This window comes from Pseudomonas sp. GW821-FHT02A11 (genome assembly GCF_059421985.1).
The window spans coordinates 1-15,535 of sequence record NZ_JBWKWB010000009.1 but is presented as its reverse complement, the minus strand read 5'-3'; the positions used below and the strand labels follow the sequence as shown (position 1 = coordinate 15,535).

Annotated in this window: 13 protein-coding genes and 4 tRNA genes; 1 reads left to right on the top strand and 16 read right to left on the bottom strand. The window is 56.4% G+C overall.

The genetic code is table 11. The annotated features are described in order from the left end of the window. Positions 1–23 precede the first annotated feature (23 nt). From rpsG to birA, 16 genes are all read right to left on the bottom strand, one after another. On the bottom strand, positions 24–497 hold the full coding sequence (rpsG, locus tag AC07V9_RS14855) for a 30S ribosomal protein S7 (protein WP_007970418.1): 474 nt from the start codon (positions 495–497) through the stop codon (positions 24–26). Between the two features lie 109 nt (positions 498–606). Continuing rightward, on the bottom strand, positions 607–978 hold the full coding sequence (gene rpsL / locus AC07V9_RS14850) for a 30S ribosomal protein S12 (protein ID WP_003186084.1): 372 nt from the start codon (positions 976–978) through the stop codon (positions 607–609). Positions 979–1,185: 207 nt separating this feature from the next. Then, positions 1,186–5,385: a DNA-directed RNA polymerase subunit beta' gene (gene rpoC, locus AC07V9_RS14845; RefSeq protein ID WP_495016460.1), complete on the bottom strand. Its 4,200-nt coding sequence runs from the start codon at positions 5,383–5,385 to the stop codon at positions 1,186–1,188. A 63-nt stretch (positions 5,386–5,448) separates the two neighbouring features. Continuing rightward, positions 5,449–9,522, bottom strand: a complete 4,074-nt coding sequence (rpoB, locus tag AC07V9_RS14840) for a DNA-directed RNA polymerase subunit beta (RefSeq protein WP_495016459.1) — start codon at positions 9,520–9,522, stop codon at positions 5,449–5,451. Positions 9,523–9,740: 218 nt separating this feature from the next. Continuing rightward, complete coding sequence (gene rplL, locus AC07V9_RS14835; protein ID WP_495016458.1) at positions 9,741–10,106, bottom strand: 50S ribosomal protein L7/L12; 366 nt, start codon at positions 10,104–10,106, stop codon at positions 9,741–9,743. An 80-nt stretch (positions 10,107–10,186) separates the two neighbouring features. Next, positions 10,187–10,687 (bottom strand): 50S ribosomal protein L10, encoded by a 501-nt coding sequence (rplJ, locus tag AC07V9_RS14830; protein WP_495016457.1) that lies wholly within the window; start codon positions 10,685–10,687, stop codon positions 10,187–10,189. Positions 10,688–10,884: 197 nt separating this feature from the next. Beyond that, a complete protein-coding gene (rplA, locus tag AC07V9_RS14825; protein WP_495016456.1) occupies positions 10,885–11,580 on the bottom strand; it encodes a 50S ribosomal protein L1 in 696 nt (231 codons plus the stop codon). After that, entirely contained in the window at positions 11,580–12,011 is a 432-nt protein-coding gene (gene rplK / locus AC07V9_RS14820; protein ID WP_495016455.1) for a 50S ribosomal protein L11, read from the bottom strand. Before rplK ends, rplA begins: the two co-directional genes overlap by 1 nt. Positions 12,012–12,130: 119 nt before the next feature. Beyond that, on the bottom strand, positions 12,131–12,664 hold the full coding sequence (gene nusG, locus AC07V9_RS14815; protein ID WP_002555501.1) for a transcription termination/antitermination protein NusG: 534 nt from the start codon (positions 12,662–12,664) through the stop codon (positions 12,131–12,133). Positions 12,665–12,673: 9 nt separating this feature from the next. Beyond that, a complete protein-coding gene (gene secE / locus AC07V9_RS14810; protein ID WP_495016454.1) occupies positions 12,674–13,042 on the bottom strand; it encodes a preprotein translocase subunit SecE in 369 nt (122 codons plus the stop codon). A gap of 45 nt (positions 13,043–13,087) precedes the next feature. Continuing rightward, positions 13,088–13,163, bottom strand: a tRNA-Trp gene (locus AC07V9_RS14805). A gap of 184 nt (positions 13,164–13,347) precedes the next feature. Beyond that, positions 13,348–13,423: transfer RNA gene (locus AC07V9_RS14800), tRNA-Thr, on the bottom strand. Positions 13,424–13,449: 26 nt separating this feature from the next. Next, a tRNA-Gly gene (locus AC07V9_RS14795) sits at positions 13,450–13,523 on the bottom strand. A gap of 25 nt (positions 13,524–13,548) precedes the next feature. Beyond that, positions 13,549–13,633: transfer RNA gene (locus tag AC07V9_RS14790), tRNA-Tyr, on the bottom strand. A gap of 142 nt (positions 13,634–13,775) precedes the next feature. Beyond that, a complete protein-coding gene (locus AC07V9_RS14785; RefSeq protein WP_495016453.1) occupies positions 13,776–14,213 on the bottom strand; it encodes a hypothetical protein in 438 nt (145 codons plus the stop codon). A 25-nt stretch (positions 14,214–14,238) separates the two neighbouring features. After that, a complete protein-coding gene (birA, locus tag AC07V9_RS14780; RefSeq protein ID WP_495016452.1) occupies positions 14,239–15,192 on the bottom strand; it encodes a bifunctional biotin--[acetyl-CoA-carboxylase] ligase/biotin operon repressor BirA in 954 nt (317 codons plus the stop codon). Positions 15,193–15,340: 148 nt separating this feature from the next. Between birA and AC07V9_RS14775 the strand changes: the two genes are divergently transcribed. Further along, a partial coding sequence (locus tag AC07V9_RS14775; RefSeq protein WP_495016451.1) for a hypothetical protein occupies positions 15,341–15,535 on the top strand: 195 nt, incomplete at its 3' end.

The following is a 15,535-nucleotide window of genomic DNA, read 5'->3' as shown; positions in this document are numbered from 1 at the left end:
TCGCAAAAATAGTGACGCTGAGATTAGAAGCGGTAGTGCGAGAAAGCCTTGTTGGCTTCAGCCATACGGTGCACGTCTTCACGCTTCTTGACCGCAGCACCTTTGCCTTCAGCGGCGTCCAGCAATTCGCCAGCCAAGCGCAGAGCCATGGATTTCTCACCGCGCTTGCGCGCGAAGTCTACCAGCCAGCGCATTGCCAGCGCATTACGACGGGAAGGACGTACTTCAACCGGAACCTGGTAAGTAGCACCACCAACGCGGCGCGACTTCACTTCGACCAGCGGAGCGATGGCGTCGAGTGCTTTTTCGAAGAGTTCCAGGGGGTCGGTACCCGCCTTGCGTGCTTTAACGGTATCCAGAGCACCGTAAACAATACGCTCGGCAACGGCTTTCTTGCCGCTTTCCATTACGTGGTTCATGAACTTGGCGAGAATCTGGGATCCGTACTTCGGATCGTCAAGAATCTCACGCTTGGCTGCTACGCGACGTCTTGGCATTGATAAGCCCTCAAACGGTCTTCAGGTTCGCTCGGGACACACATCGAATGCGCTGCCCGACCTTACTCTTATCGACTCAATAAATTTAATAAACCGCAAAACGACCGAATTACTTCGGACGCTTGGTACCGTACTTCGAACGACCCTGGTTACGGCCTTTAACGCCGGAGGTATCCAGAGAGCCGCGAACGGTGTGGTAACGAACACCTGGCAAGTCTTTTACACGGCCGCCACGGATCAGGACGACGCTGTGCTCTTGCAGGTTGTGGCCTTCACCGCCGATGTACGAGGAAACCTCGAAACCGTTGGTCAGGCGCACACGGCATACTTTACGCAGTGCCGAGTTAGGTTTTTTCGGCGTGGTGGTGTACACACGAGTGCACACGCCACGACGTTGCGGGCAGTTCTGCAGCGCAGGTACGTCGGATTTCTCGACGATACGCTTACGCGGCTGACGTACCAGCTGGTTGATAGTTGCCATCTACTAGCTCCACTGTTGTCTTGCGACGCTATTGTCTTGCAAGAAAAGCAAAATGGCAGGACGCAAAGTCCCGCCAGATTTTGGGGTACAGGAGTCTAAAGAGGATCCTGCCCCCAGTCAAGACAGAGCCCCGAACCGTGCATCCGCCCTCCCCCGGCCAAAACAGACTGCCGGGGTCAGGTAGCTGCGCGAATCAGGGCCCTACTCTCAATTACTGCTCGAGTTCAACGCTTCGGTCAGCGCGGCTTCGACTTCACTCGCGCTCACACGCAACGGCTTCTCGGCATCACGACGACGCTTACGCTCGCTGTGATACGCCAGACCGGTACCGGCCGGGATCAGTCGACCCACTACCACGTTCTCTTTCAGGCCGCGCAGGTAATCGCGCTTGCCGGTTACGGCAGCTTCGGTCAGCACGCGCGTCGTTTCCTGGAAGGATGCCGCCGAGATGAACGACTCGGTGGACAACGATGCCTTGGTGATACCAAGCAGCACACGCGTGAATTTCGCGATGAACTTCTCGTCCTGCGCCAGGCGCTCGTTCTCGACCAGTACGTGGGTGAGTTCCATCTGGTCGCCCTTGATGAAGCTCGAATCACCCGACTCGCTGATCTCGACCTTACGCAGCATCTGACGAAGGATCGTTTCGATGTGCTTGTCGTTGATCTTCACGCCTTGCAGGCGGTAAACGTCCTGAATCTCGTTGACGATGTATTTCGCCAGCGCGCTCACACCCAGCAGACGCAGAATGTCGTGCGGATCGCTAGGACCGTCGGAGATAACCTCACCACGGTTGACTTGCTCACCTTCGAAGACGTTCAGGTGACGCCACTTAGGAATCAGCTCTTCGTACGGATCGCTACCGTCGTTCGGCGTAATCACCAGACGACGCTTGCCCTTGGTCTCTTTACCGAACGCGATCGTACCGCTGACTTCCGCCAGGATCGATGCTTCTTTCGGACGACGCGCTTCGAACAAGTCGGCAACCCGCGGCAGACCACCGGTGATGTCACGGGTCTTGGAAGTCTCTTGCGGGATACGGGCAATAACATCACCCACGCCCACCTGAGCACCGTCCGCAACACCCACCAGGGCGTTCGCCGGCAGGAAGTATTGAGCCGGTACGTCGGTACCTGGCAGCAACAGATCCTTGCCATCGACACCGACCATCTTGACCGCAGGGCGAATGTCTTTGCCTGCAGCAGGACGGTCTTTGGCGTCCAGTACTTCGATGTTGGTCAGACCGGTCAGTTCGTCGGTCTGGCGCTTGATCGTAATACCTTCTTCCATGCCCACGTAGGTCACGGTACCTTTCATTTCGGTAACGATCGGGTGGGTGTGCGGGTCCCACTTGGCCACGATAGAGCCAGCGTCGACCTTGTCGCCTTCCTTCACCGAGATCACAGCACCGTACGGCAGCTTGTAACGCTCGCGCTCGCGACCGAACTCGTCGGCGATCGCCAGTTCGCCGGAACGCGATACCGCGACCAGGTTGCCGTCGGCACGCTCAACGTGCTTCAGGTTGTGCAGACGGACTACACCGCCGTTCTTGACCTGAACGCTGTCAGCAGCGGAAGTACGGCTTGCCGCACCACCGATGTGGAACGTACGCATCGTCAGCTGGGTACCCGGCTCACCGATCGACTGGGCAGCGATAACGCCGACCGCTTCGCCGATGTTCACCTGGTGACCACGGGCCAGATCGCGGCCGTAGCACTTGGCGCAGATGCCGTAGCGGGTTTCGCAGCTGATCGGCGAACGCACGATCACTTCGTCGATGCTGTTCAGCTCGATGAACTCGACCCACTTCTCGTCTACCAGCGTGCCGGCAGGAACGATAACGTCTTCGGTGCCTGGCTTGAACACGTCACGGGCGATCACACGACCCAGTACACGCTCACCCAGAGGCTCTACAACGTCGCCGCCTTCAATGTGCGGCGTCATCAGCAGGCCCTGCTCGGTACCACAATCGACCTCGGTCACGACCAGGTCTTGCGCCACGTCTACCAGACGACGCGTCAGGTAACCGGAGTTCGCGGTTTTCAACGCGGTATCCGCAAGACCCTTACGCGCACCGTGAGTCGAGATGAAGTACTGGAGTACGCTCAGACCTTCACGGAAGTTCGCGGTGATCGGCGTCTCGATGATCGAGCCGTCCGGCTTGGCCATCAGACCACGCATACCGGCCAGCTGACGGATCTGTGCTGCGGAACCCCGCGCACCCGAGTCGGCCATCATGTACATCGAGTTGAACGATTCCTGGTCCACAGTCTCGCCATGACGGTCGACAACTTTCTCTTTCGAGAGGTTGGCCATCATCGCCTTGGAGACTTCATCGTTAGCCTTGGACCAGAGGTCGATTACCTTGTTGTATTTCTCGCCTTGGGTTACCAAGCCGGACGCATACTGGCTTTCGATCTCTTTAACTTCTTCGGTCGCGGTATCGATGATGCGAGCTTTCTCATCCGGGATAACGAAGTCGTTAACGCCGATGGAAACACCCGAGATCGTCGAGTAGGCAAAACCGGTGTACATCAGCTGGTCGGCGAAGATCACGGTCTCTTTCAGACCAACCACGCGGTAGCACTGGTTGATCAGCTTGGAGATCGCCTTTTTCTTCATCGGCTGGTTGACCACGTCGTACGACAGGCCAGCCGGGACCACTTGGAACAGCAGCGCACGGCCGACTGTAGTGTCGACGATACGGGTGTTCTTGACGCTGTTGCCGTCACGGTCGTTCACGGTTTCGTTGATACGAACCTTGATTTTCGCGTGCAGGGCAGCTTCGCCGGCGCGGAATACACGGTCGACTTCCTGCAGGTCCGCGAACACACGGCCTTCGCCCTTGGCATTGATCGCTTCACGGGTCATGTAGTACAGACCCAGTACAACGTCCTGCGACGGAACGATGATTGGCTCACCGTTGGCTGGCGACAGGATGTTGTTGGTGGACATCATCAGCGCACGCGCTTCGAGCTGGGCTTCCAGCGTCAGCGGTACGTGAACAGCCATCTGGTCACCGTCGAAGTCGGCGTTGTATGCCGCACAAACCAGCGGGTGCAGCTGGATTGCCTTGCCTTCGATCAGAACCGGTTCAAACGCCTGGATACCCAGACGGTGAAGGGTCGGTGCACGGTTGAGCAGCACTGGGTGTTCGCGAATCACTTCAGCGAGAACGTCCCAGACCTCTGGCAGCTCGCGCTCGACCATCTTCTTGGCAGCCTTGATGGTGGTCGCCAGACCACGCATTTCCAGCTTGCCGAAAATGAACGGCTTGAACAGTTCGAGAGCCATCTTCTTAGGCAGACCGCACTGGTGCAGACGCAGGGTCGGACCTACGGTAATAACCGAACGACCCGAGTAGTCAACGCGCTTACCGAGCAAGTTCTGACGGAAACGACCTTGCTTACCCTTGATCATGTCAGCCAGGGATTTCAGAGGACGCTTGTTCGAACCGGTAATGGCGCGACCGCGACGACCGTTGTCCAGCAGCGCATCCACAGCTTCCTGCAGCATGCGTTTTTCGTTGCGCACGATGATGTCCGGAGCGGACAGATCCAGCAGGCGCTTCAAACGGTTGTTACGGTTGATCACTCGACGATACAGATCGTTGAGATCGGAAGTCGCAAAACGACCGCCATCCAGCGGGACCAGTGGACGCAGATCTGGCGGCAGAACCGGCAGAACGGTCAACACCATCCACTCAGGCAGGTTGCCGGAACCCTGGAAGGCTTCCATCAACTTCAGGCGCTTGGACAGCTTCTTGATCTTGGTTTCGGAGTTGGTTTGCGGAATCTCTTCGCGCAGACGGCCAATCTCGTGCTCCAGATCGATAGCGTGCAGCAGTTCGCGGACAGCTTCAGCCCCCATGCGGGCGTCGAAGTCGTCACCGAACTCTTCGAGGGCTTCGAAGTACTGCTCGTCGTTCAGCAGCTGACCTTTTTCAAGGGTGGTCATGCCTGGATCGATAACGACGTAGCTCTCGAAGTAGAGAACACGTTCGATATCACGCAGGGTCATGTCCATCAGCAGGCCAATACGGGACGGCAGCGATTTCAGGAACCAGATGTGGGCAACCGGCGATGCCAGTTCGATGTGAGCCATGCGCTCACGACGGACCTTGGCCAGTGCAACTTCAACGCCGCACTTCTCGCAGATCACGCCACGATGCTTCAAGCGCTTGTACTTACCGCACAGGCACTCGTAATCCTTGACCGGGCCAAAGATCTTGGCGCAGAACAGGCCGTCACGCTCAGGCTTGAACGTACGGTAGTTGATGGTTTCCGGCTTTTTAACTTCACCGAACGACCACGAACGGATCATCTCAGGCGATGCCAATCCGATTCGGATGGCGTCGAACTCTTCGACTTGACCCTGGTTTTTCAGCAAATTCAGTAGGTCTTTCAAGGCCTTTCCTCCTGGCGGAGCAGAGAGTGGTCATGCCGACCCACTCTCGATTCGCGTCACGTGTTATTCGGTTTCCAGATCGATATCGATACCGAGCGAACGGATTTCTTTGATCAACACGTTGAAGGACTCGGGCATGCCCGGCTCCATACGGTGATCGCCGTCCACGATGTTTTTGTACATCTTGGTACGACCGTTCACATCGTCCGACTTCACTGTGAGCATTTCTTGCAGAGTGTACGCCGCGCCGTATGCTTCCAGCGCCCAGACCTCCATCTCCCCGAAACGCTGACCACCGAACTGCGCCTTACCACCCAGCGGCTGCTGGGTGACCAGGCTGTAAGAACCAGTGGAACGCGCGTGCATCTTGTCGTCCACCAAGTGGTTCAGCTTCAGCATGTACATGTAGCCAACAGTTACCGGACGCTCGAATTTGTTACCGGTACGACCGTCAAACAGTTGCATCTGGCCACTGTCTGGCATGTCCGCCAGGCGCAGCATCGCCTTGATTTCGCTTTCCTTGGCACCGTCGAAAACCGGAGTTGCCATTGGAACGCCGCCACGCAGGTTCTTCGCCAGATCCAGGATTTCCTGATCAGACAGGTCGTCCAGGTTTTCCTGACGGCCGCCGATCTCGTTGTAGATCTCGCTCAGGAACTTGCGCAGTTCAACGACTTTACGCTGCTCTTCGAGCATGCGGTTGATCTTCTCGCCCAGACCCTTGGCCGCGAGGCCCAGGTGAGTTTCGAGAATCTGACCAACGTTCATACGCGAAGGTACACCCAACGGGTTGAGGACGATATCCACAGGTGTGCCATTGGCATCGTGTGGCATGTCTTCAACCGGCATGATCACGGAGACCACACCCTTGTTACCGTGGCGACCGGCCATTTTGTCGCCCGGCTGGATGCGGCGACGGATGGCAAGGTAGACCTTGACGATTTTCAGCACGCCTGGAGCCAGGTCATCGCCCTGCTGCAGTTTGCGCTTCTTGTCTTCGAACTTGTCGTCCAGCAGACGGCGACGATCAACGATGTAAGCCTGAGCTTTCTCAAGTTGTTCGTTCAGCGCGTCTTCAACCATGCGCAGTTTGAACCACTGGCCATGCTCGAGACCGTCGAGGACTTCGTTGGTGATTTCCTGACCTTTCTTCAGGCCAGCACCACCTTCGACGGAACGACCGACCAGCGCCTGACGCAGACGCTCGAAGGTTGCGCCTTCAACGATGCGGAACTCTTCGTTCAGATCCTTGCGGATCTCGTCCAGCTGGCTCTTCTCGATGGACAGAGCACGAGCATCACGCTCAACGCCGTCGCGGGTGAAGACCTGAACGTCGATGACAGTACCTTTGGTACCGGTCGGTACGCGCAGGGAGGTGTCTTTAACGTCGCTGGCTTTTTCACCGAAGATTGCACGCAGCAGTTTTTCTTCTGGCGTCAGTTGGGTCTCGCCTTTCGGAGTGACCTTACCGACCAGAATGTCGCCTGCGCCAACCTCAGCACCTACATAAACGATACCGGCTTCGTCGAGTTTGTTCAGCGCTGCCTCACCCACGTTCGGGATGTCAGCGGTGATTTCCTCTGGGCCAAGCTTGGTGTCACGGGCCACACAGGTCAGTTCCTGAATGTGGATCGTGGTGAAGCGGTCTTCCTGAACAACACGTTCGGACAGGCAGATGGAGTCTTCGAAGTTGAAGCCGTTCCACGCCATGAACGCGATGCGCATGTTCTGACCCAGCGCCAGTTCACCCATGTCAGTGGACGGGCCGTCGGCCATGATGTCGCTACGCTGAACGCGATCACCCTTGCTCACCAGCGGACGCTGGTTGATGCAGGTGTTCTGGTTCGAGCGGGTGTATTTGGTCAGGTTGTAGATGTCGACACCGGCTTCGCCTGGCTCAACTTCGTCATCGGCAACACGAACCACGATACGGCTGGCATCAACGGAGTCGATCACGCCACCACGACGAGCCACGACGCAAACGCCGGAGTCACGGGCAACGTTGCGCTCCATGCCGGTACCTACCAGCGGCTTGTCGGCACGCAGGGTGGGTACAGCCTGACGCTGCATGTTCGAACCCATCAACGCACGGTTGGCGTCGTCGTGCTCAAGGAACGGAATCAGCGACGCTGCAACCGAAACAACCTGCTTCGGCGAAACGTCCATCAAGGTGACGTCTTCCGGCGCCTTGACGGTGAATTCGTTCAGGTGACGAACAGCGACCAGCTCGTCGATCAGGTGGCCTTTGTCGTTCATGGTCGCCGAAGCCTGCGCGATCACGTGATCGGCTTCTTCAATAGCGGACAGGAAGACGATCTCGTCGGTCACCAGACCTTCTTTGACCACGCGGTACGGGCTTTCCAGGAAGCCGTACTGGTTGGTGCGGGCATAGGCTGCCAACGAGTTGATCAGACCGATGTTCGGACCTTCCGGCGTTTCGATAGGGCAAACGCGACCGTAGTGTGTCGGGTGTACGTCACGAACTTCGAAACCTGCGCGCTCACGGGTCAGACCGCCCGGGCCGAGGGCAGATACACGGCGCTTGTGCGTGATCTCCGACAGCGGGTTGTTCTGGTCCATGAACTGGGACAGCTGGCTGGAACCGAAGAATTCTTTGACCGCAGCGGCGACCGGCTTGGCGTTGATCAGGTCCTGAGGCATCAGGCCTTCGCTTTCTGCCATCGACAGACGCTCTTTGACCGCACGCTCAACACGTACCAGACCCACACGGAACTGGTTCTCGGCCATCTCGCCTACGCAACGGACCCGACGGTTACCCAAGTGGTCGATGTCGTCGACGATGCCTTTGCCGTTACGGATATCGACCAGGGTCTTGAGGACCGCAACGATATCTTCCTTGCACAGCACGCCAGAACCTTCGATCTCGGTGCGACCGATACGACGGTTGAACTTCATCCGGCCTACAGCCGACAGATCGTAACGCTCCGGGCTGAAGAACAGGTTGTTGAACAGGGTCTCGGCAGCATCCTTGGTTGGCGGCTCGCCAGGACGCATCATGCGGTAGATCTCGACCAGGGCTTCCAGCTGGTTGCCGGTCGAATCGATCTTCAGCGTGTCAGAGATGAACGGACCGCAATCGATGTCGTTGGTGTACAACGTTTCGATGCGAACAACCTGAGCCTTGGCAATCTTGGCCAGGATTTCGGTGTTCAGCTCGGTGTTGCATTCAGCAATGATTTCGCCGGTGGCTGGGTGAACAATGGCCTTGGCAGTGGTACGGCCGAGCACGTAGTCCAGCGGAACGTCGAGGGCTTTGATACCCGCTTTTTCCAGCTGGTTGATGTGGCGCGCGGTAATACGGCGGCCTTGCTCGACGATGACCTTGCCCTTGTCGTCCAGGATATCCAGAACGGCAATTTCACCACGCAGACGCTGAGGCACCAGCTCCAGGCTCAGGTTTTCGCCCTGCACGTGGAATACGTTGGTGGTGTAGAAAGCGTCCAGCACTTCTTCAGTGGTGTAGCCCAGCGCGCGCAGCAGAACCGAAGCAGGCAGCTTGCGACGACGGTCGATACGGACGAATACGCAGTCTTTCGGATCGAATTCGAAGTCCAGCCACGAGCCACGGTAAGGAATGACGCGAGCGGAGTACAGCAGTTTGCCGGAACTGTGCGTCTTGCCGCGGTCGTGGTCGAAAAACACGCCCGGGGAACGGTGCAGCTGGGAAACGATAACGCGCTCGGTACCGTTGATAACGAAGGTACCGTTCTCAGTCATCAGGGGGATTTCACCCATGTAGACTTCTTGCTCTTTGATGTCCTTGATCGCTTTGTTCGACGATTCTTTGTCGAAAATGATCAGGCGGACTTTTACCCGCAAAGGTACGGCGTACGTTACGCCGCGCAACACACATTCCTTGACATCAAAAGCCGGTTCGCCCAGACGATATCCGACGTACTCCAGGGCAGCATTGCCGGAGTAGCTGATGATCGGGAAAACGGATTTGAAGGCCGCATGCAGGCCCACGTCGCGGAACTGATCTTTAGTCGCTCCCGCTTGCAAGAATTCACGATACGAATCCAGCTGGATGGCCAGGAGGTAAGGCACATCCATGACGTCCGGCAACTTGCTAAAGTCCTTGCGGATACGTTTTTTCTCAGTGTATGAGTAAGCCATCAGCGTTCCCCAGCTTGGTCACCTGCTTGTTTGGCCTCTCCCGACGGAAGCGGCCAGAAAATCTTGCAAACCCCATGGTTTGCGCCACCATTCGCGGTGGTTGAAGCACGTTACGGCGTCGACCTGATCGACTGCCAATAACGGAAAAAGGCCGGTGGCAAAAGCCACCAGCCATCAGCCGTTCGCTCAACGCTTGGGCTGGAGACGCAAGGTCGAAATTACTTGACTTCGACTTTAGCGCCAGCTTCTTCCAGCTTCTTCTTGGCGTCAGCAGCGGCTTCTTTCGAAACGCCTTCAGCAACGACCTGAGGAGCGGTGTCAACTTTCTCTTTGGCTTCTTTGAGGCCCAGACCGGTCAGTTCACGAACGGCCTTGATCACGTTGACTTTCTTCTCGCCGGCTTCAACCAGAACAACGTTGAATTCGGTTTGCTCTTCAACAACAGCGGCAGCAGCAGCTGGACCAGCAGCAGCAACAGCAGCGGTCACGCCGAAGGTTTCTTCCATCGCTTTGATCAGCTCAACAACTTCCAGAACGGTTTTCTGGCCGATTGCTTCGATGATTTGCTCGTTAGTCAGAGACATGACTATATATCCTGTATTGGGGGTGACGGCCTACGCGACCATCAAATTAAACATATGATTTCGAAAGTGCTTGCGATGCCTTAGGCAGCAGAAGCTTCTTTCTGGTCGCGAATAGCTGCCAAAGTACGAGCCAGCTTGCTGGTAGCGCCTTGAATCACGCTCATCAGCTTCGCAATGGCTTCGTCGCGGGTCGGCAGGGTAGCCAACACGTCGATTTCGTTTGCGGCAAGGAACTTGCCGTCGAACGCAGCTGCCTTGATCTCGAACTTGTCCTGACCTTTAGAGAACTCTTTGAACAAACGGGCAGCAGCGCCAGGATGTTCGTTGGAGAACGCAATCAAGGTAGGGCCAGTGAAGACGTCGTTGAGGACACTGAATTCAGTGTCAGCAACCGCACGCTTGAGCAGGGTGTTACGTACGACACGTACGTAAACGCCAGCTTCACGAGCCTCTTTACGGAGTCCGGTCATCGCGCCTACAGTCACGCCACGGGCATCAGCCACAACAGCGGACAGAGCGACTTTGGCAGCCTCGTTGACTTCAGCGACGATGGCCTTCTTGTCTTCGAGTTTAATTGCCACGGGTTTAACTCCTGCTTGTTACCGTTTCATCTGGCCGAGGCCTGATGTCGTTTTGGTGTCTGATTCGGTAAGGAACCGGGAGCACCATCTGCGTAGGCTTGTGTTTTAAGACTTGCGCCGCCTACGGTCTTGGATAGCCCCCGCCAGGCAGGGACCCCAATCTTTGCAGCGGTGCGGCGAACCGCACCCTGCCAGTCTTACGCGTTCAACGAACCTTGGTCGATGACCAGGCCTGGACCCATGGTGGTGCTCAGGGTAACGCGCTTGACGTAAATACCTTTCGAGGAAGCTGGCTTGATACGCTTCAAATCAGCGATCAGGGCTTCAACGTTCTCGCGCAGCTTGTCAGCTTCGAAACCGACTTTGCCAACGGAGGTGTGGATGATGCCGTTTTTGTCGGTGCGATAACGAACCTGACCCGCTTTTGCGTTTTTAACCGCAGTAGCAACGTCTGGAGTCACGGTACCGACTTTAGGGTTAGGCATCAGGCCACGAGGACCCAGAACCTGACCCAGCTGACCTACTACGCGCATTGCATCCGGGGATGCGATAACGACGTCATAGTTCAGGTCGCCGCCTTTCATTTCGGCAGCCAGGTCGTCCATACCAACGCGGTCAGCGCCGGCAGCCAAAGCAGCTTCAGCAGCTGGACCCTGGGTGAAGACAGCAACGCGAACGGTCTTGCCAGTGCCGTGTGGCAGCACGGTAGCGCTACGAACGACCTGGTCGGATTTACGCGGGTCAACACCGAGGTTCACAGCAACGTCGAAGGACTCGCTGAATTTAACGGTCGACAGCTCAGCCAGCAGGACTGCAGCGTCGTTGAAGCTGTAAGACTTGCCCGCTTCGATTTTCGAAGCGATTGCCTTTTGGCGCTTGGTCAGCTTAGCCATTACACACCCTCCACGTTAAGGCCCATGCTACGAGCAGAACCGGCGATGGTACGCACGGCTGCATCCAGGTCAGCTGCAGTCAGATCAGCCTTTTTAGCCTTGGCGATATCTTCCAGCTGAGCACGGGTAACAGTGCCGACTTTGACGGTGTTAGGACGAGCCGAACCGCTGGTCAGGCCAGCAGCTTTCTTCAGCAGAACCGAAGCAGGGGTACTTTTGGTTTCAAAAGTGAAGCTACGGTCGCTGTATACAGTGATGATCACTGGAGTCGGCAGGCCTGGTTCCATACCCTGAGTACGGGCGTTGAAAGCCTTGCAGAACTCCATGATGTTCACGCCGTGCTGACCCAGAGCCGGACCAACAGGTGGGCTTGGGTTAGCCTGAGCGGCCTTCACTTGAAGCTTGATGTAAGCGGTAATCTTCTTGGCCATGAGGCACTCCAATTACGGGTTCAGACGCCTCGAAAGGCTCCCCGGTTACTTGCGCGTTTATCCCAGTGACGACAAAACCCCACAGCCCAAGGCTGTGGGGTATGGGATTCCAAATTCAACTATGCCTTTTCGACCTGGCTGAACTCGAGCTCTACCGGAGTAGAGCGTCCGAAAATGAGCACTGCGACCTGAATCCGGCTCTTCTCGTAGTTAACTTCTTCAACCGTACCGTTGAAATCCGCGAACGGACCGTCGGTAACACGAACCACTTCACCCGGTTCGAACAGCGTTTTGGGCTTGGGCTTGTCGCTACCATCGGCAACGCGACGCAGAATCGCCTCTGCTTCTTTATCAGTGATCGGTGCAGGCTTATCAGCCGTACCGCCAATGAAACCCATCACACGAGGCGTGTCCTTGACCAAGTGCCAAGTACCCTCGTTCATGTCCATCTGGACAAGCACATAACCAGGGAAGAATTTACGCTCGCTCTTGCGCTTCTGGCCGTTGCGCATCTCTACCACTTCTTCGGTAGGGACCAGAATTTCGCCGAAGCCATCTTCCATGCCTGCCAGTTTCACACGCTCAATCAGAGAGCGCATGACATGCTTCTCGTAACCCGAGTAGGCATGCACTACGTACCAACGCTTAGCCACGGGACACCCTTAGCCGACAATCAGGGAAACAAGCCAGCCGAGCAGGGAATCGAGCCCCCACAACAGCAGCGCCATAACCAGAACCACAGCAACCACGATAAGGGTTGTCTGGGTGGTTTCTTGACGAGTAGGCCATACGACTTTACGAATCTCAGCGCGAGCTTCCTTGGCCAACACGAAGAAAGCCTTGCCCTTGCCAGTCTGCAAACCCACATAGGCTGCGATAGCGGCAATCACGAGCAAAGCGAGCACGCGATACAGGATTGGCTGCGCCGAGTAGTATTGATTTCCGACGACACCCACCACGACCAGGAGGACTACAACGAGCCACTTCACAAGATCAAAACGGGAGTCAGGGGCTTCAGCCTTTGGATTCATCTACGAAAATCCTGTGAAAAGAAAGCCAGACACGTTAAGCGAATCTGGCAGGTCAGGAGGGAATCGAACCCCCAACCTACGGTTTTGGAGACCGTCGCTCTGCCAATTGAGCTACTGACCTAAAAGCTACATCAGGCCGACCATTATGCGGACCCGACAGGAAGATTTCAACAGCTATTCGATTGAGGCGAAACCCACCACACCGACACTGCAAGGAACCACCATCACTCAGGCCTGAAGCCAAAACACCGAGCTACTCGTGACACCTAAAACAAAGGCAGATACTTTCATATCTGCCTTAGTAATGGAGCTCTTGAGCGGATTTGAACCGCTGACCTCACCCTTACCAAGGGTGTGCTCTACCAACTGAGCTACAAGAGCGAAACACATTGCACAAACAGCAAACTTGGAGCGGGTAGCGGGAATCGAACCCGCATCATCAGCTTGGAAGGCTGAGGTTCTACCACTAAACTATACCCGCAGAGCATGCTACTTACGCTCAAATATGGTGGAGGGGGAAGGATTCGAACCTTCGAAGTCGTAGACGTCAGATTTACAGTCTGATCCCTTTGGCCGCTCGGGAACCCCTCCTAAGCGAGGCGACATTCTATCTCATGCCACCCTTCTGTCAACCGTTTTTTTCAATAAAATCTTGAAGTTACAAACGTTGACCTTCGCTTCGCTAGCATTCCAACTTGGCTTGCACTGCGAAGCGGGCGCCATTCTATGCAAACTATTCCGAGGTTGCAATGCTTTCGCATGACATTATTTTACTTTTTATCTGCGGGAAGTCCTGACGCAGTCTTCCTACCAATGCGTCGTCCACCAAGCGGCGACTTTCGGGAGCAACCCTAATCCAATTGCCACTCACCGAATCGCCCATCACCCGGCCAGAGCGGACCTGGATATCCAGACTTGTCAGCCGTTGCTCGATCGTTTTTGCGGACTCCTGGGAGACATCAGCTCCCCCGAGGTAAATACACTGGCTATCCGCCGCTGTCGTGGTGCTGTCCGATCCGGACGCAGACTCACTCAAGAGGCGGATATTCTGCTGGCCGCCTTTATAGAGCGACAGCGGTGTTACTTCTTTTGGCCTCAGAGGAGCTCCCTGCTGGTGCCACACGTAATACAGCCCGTTCAACATCACCAACAGCAAAAACACCCAGCGCATAGCGGCCTCATCCTTACTGCGTAGATTACTTGCGCAATCTCAGACTCAACTCTCCACCACTGAAGGAGCGCACCTGGTCGTTTATTTTCAAACGAAGTGCACCCACGGCATCCACACCCATTACAACACCTTCGATCGCGCCTGAGCCTGCCAGCAACGTTACGGGCTCGTTTTGCCACAAATGGTTACGCTCCCACTCCTCTTGAAAGACCGCAAACCCGCCCTCGCGATGGGCAGCCAGGTGGGTGTTCAGCTCTGCACTTAGCAAAGAGGCAATATTATTGCGATCCACCGCAGCGCCCGTCTCTAGCATCACGGATGTCCAGGACTGATCCACCTCGTCTGAAGCGCGCATATTAATGTTGATGCCGATACCGATCACGACATGGCACACGTCCGCGGGGTCTCCAGTAAGCTCTAACAACACGCCTGCGAGCTTTCGCCGGCGAACCAGAATGTCGTTGGGCCATTTCAGACCCGCATCCTTCACCCCCAGCCCTCGCAACGCATTGACGACCGCCAGCCCGACGACAAGGCTCAAGCCCTCAAGTTGCCGCATACCGCCGTCCACACGCAACACGAGGCTGTAGTAGAGATTCTCGGCAAAGGGGCTGACCCATTTGCGCCCGCGACGTCCACGGCCAGCGGTCTGCTGCTCGGACATCACCACGAGAGGCAAAGGCTCGCCCTGGGCCGCTAGGCGCATTGCCTCGGCATTAGTGGAGTCAATGGTGTCATGGACTCGAATCGACCAGCCCAACTCGTAATGGCTTGCCGCCAGCCGCTGCTGATCCAGCAAAAACAGAGGGCTGCTCAGGCGATAGCCGCGACCGCGTACCTTGTGTATTTCGATGCCGGTGTCAGCCTGCAACTGCTGGAGGCGCTTCCAGACGGCGCTGCGACTCACGCCCAACACCGCGCCCAGATCCTCACCCGAATGAAATTCGCCATCACTCAGGAGCTTTAACAGCGTCCGCATCAGTGATCCGCCTTGGAATAAGGGACGCATGATAGCCACGCCCAAAGCCGATGCATAGAAGCCCGAACCTGCCACATGACAGTCTCAGCAACCTGGGGCAGCGAATTCATTCGCGAGACTTCAGTTCAGACTGATTAAGGTGGGTCGCATGCGGCTCCCCATCGCGATTGACTTCGCTCCCACAGGTCGGGGCAGGACAAAGGCCGGAGCTGATAATTTTCTTGGCGCAAAAACAAAACCCCATCTGCGTGAGCAGATGGGGTTCTGGAATTTAATCTTGACGATGACCTACTCTCACATGGGGAAACCCCACACTACCATCGGCGATGTATCGTTTCACTTC